We start from the raw sequence: 1,165 nt of genomic DNA, 5'->3' as shown, positions 1-1,165 counted from the left end.
CGCTTTGGTGCTTGGTGGCTGCTTTGCATGGGCTCTGGGTCAGGTCATGATCAGAAAACTTAAAGATGTTTCAGGAATGCAAGTTACAGCCTGGATAGCAGTTTTTGCTGCTCCACAATTATTTTTAATGTCAGCGATATTTGAGAATGGGCAAGAAGAAGCAATGAGGACTGCTAACCCATTGGTATGGTGGACCGTTCTATACCTTGGCTTGATAATGACATGCTTGGGTTATTACTTTTGGAACACGTTGATACGGCATCACGATGTAAGTAAAGTCGCACCGTTCTTATTGCTGCTTCCAGTGTTCTCTGTATTAGGTGGAAATCTTTTCTTGGGAGAAACAATCACAGTAGAGAAGTTTTATGGCGGTGCTACGATACTATTGGGAATTGGAGTTATCGTGCTCAACCCGAAATTTTTCTCAATGGTAACGCGATAGCAAAAGAGCGTAGTATTATGAGCATAAACTCTTATCATCAAATCAACTTAGAAAAACTTTTCTTAGAGTTATCTCAGGTTTTTAACGGAAACAGCGAAATTGAAAAAATTTCGTCTCAAGAATTGCGTGCAAAAGCAAAAGTTGCCTTGGCTTTCACAGAAGAGAAAGCAATATCCAAAGACATAGCCAACGTAATGAGATCGGATGACGCACATCCAATTTGTTCAGAAATTCTGAAGACGCCATTTAACTGGGCACCCCCAGAGACCTCCAAAAGCGATTTGTATAAAAAACACAGTTACTTTAAAGCACATGTAGAATTATTAGGACCAGACGGCTTGGTAAAATCCAACATTGTCCGTCTAGGTCTTTATGGAATGCAATCACATTCAGAATACGGGATTCGGACCCACCCAGCAGAAGAAATCTATGTAATGCTCGCTGGTGAATGCTTTTGGCTTCGCGGGAATTCGGGATATCAAAGCTCATACGTTGGTGGCAGGTCTCACCATCCTTCGTTTCTACCGCACGCCACTTTAACAAAAGAATTGGCGTTTATGTCGGTGTACGCTTGGATTGGCGATCTTTCGACGCAAGATTACAAATATCAGGGGTTACCTGAACTGTGTTAATAATGAATACTGTGTTCATTCACTAGGTTGTAGACACAGTGTTAGACCCCGGAATCTCTCCCCTCAAACACGCGAAAAAGTGTGTGTTTGG

The 1,165-nt window shown here is 42.0% G+C and carries 2 protein-coding genes; both read left to right on the top strand.

The genetic code is table 11. The features are described 5' to 3' along the window. Positions 1-442: DMT family transporter (locus AC1QQ2_RS14300; RefSeq protein WP_479713641.1), on the top strand; the 442-nt coding region annotated here is incomplete at its 5' end. A gap of 17 nt (positions 443-459) precedes the next feature. Beyond that, positions 460-1,074 (top strand): dimethylsulfonioproprionate lyase family protein, encoded by a 615-nt coding sequence (locus tag AC1QQ2_RS14295; protein WP_479713640.1) that lies wholly within the window; start codon positions 460-462, stop codon positions 1,072-1,074. The last annotated feature ends 91 nt before the right edge of the window (positions 1,075-1,165 follow it).

Source organism: Aestuarium sp. (assembly GCF_023253315.1).
GTDB lineage: Bacteria > Pseudomonadota > Alphaproteobacteria > Rhodobacterales > Rhodobacteraceae > Marivivens > Marivivens donghaensis.
The sequence above is the reverse complement of the archived record's forward strand: the minus strand, read 5'-3'. Positions and strand labels throughout refer to the sequence as shown.

What these genes read in the sequence shown, in the direction of transcription:
- AC1QQ2_RS14295 (WP_479713640.1), top strand. Translation starts at nt 460, where the DNA reads ATGAGCATAAACTCTTATCATCAAATCAACTTAGAAAAACTTTTCTTA.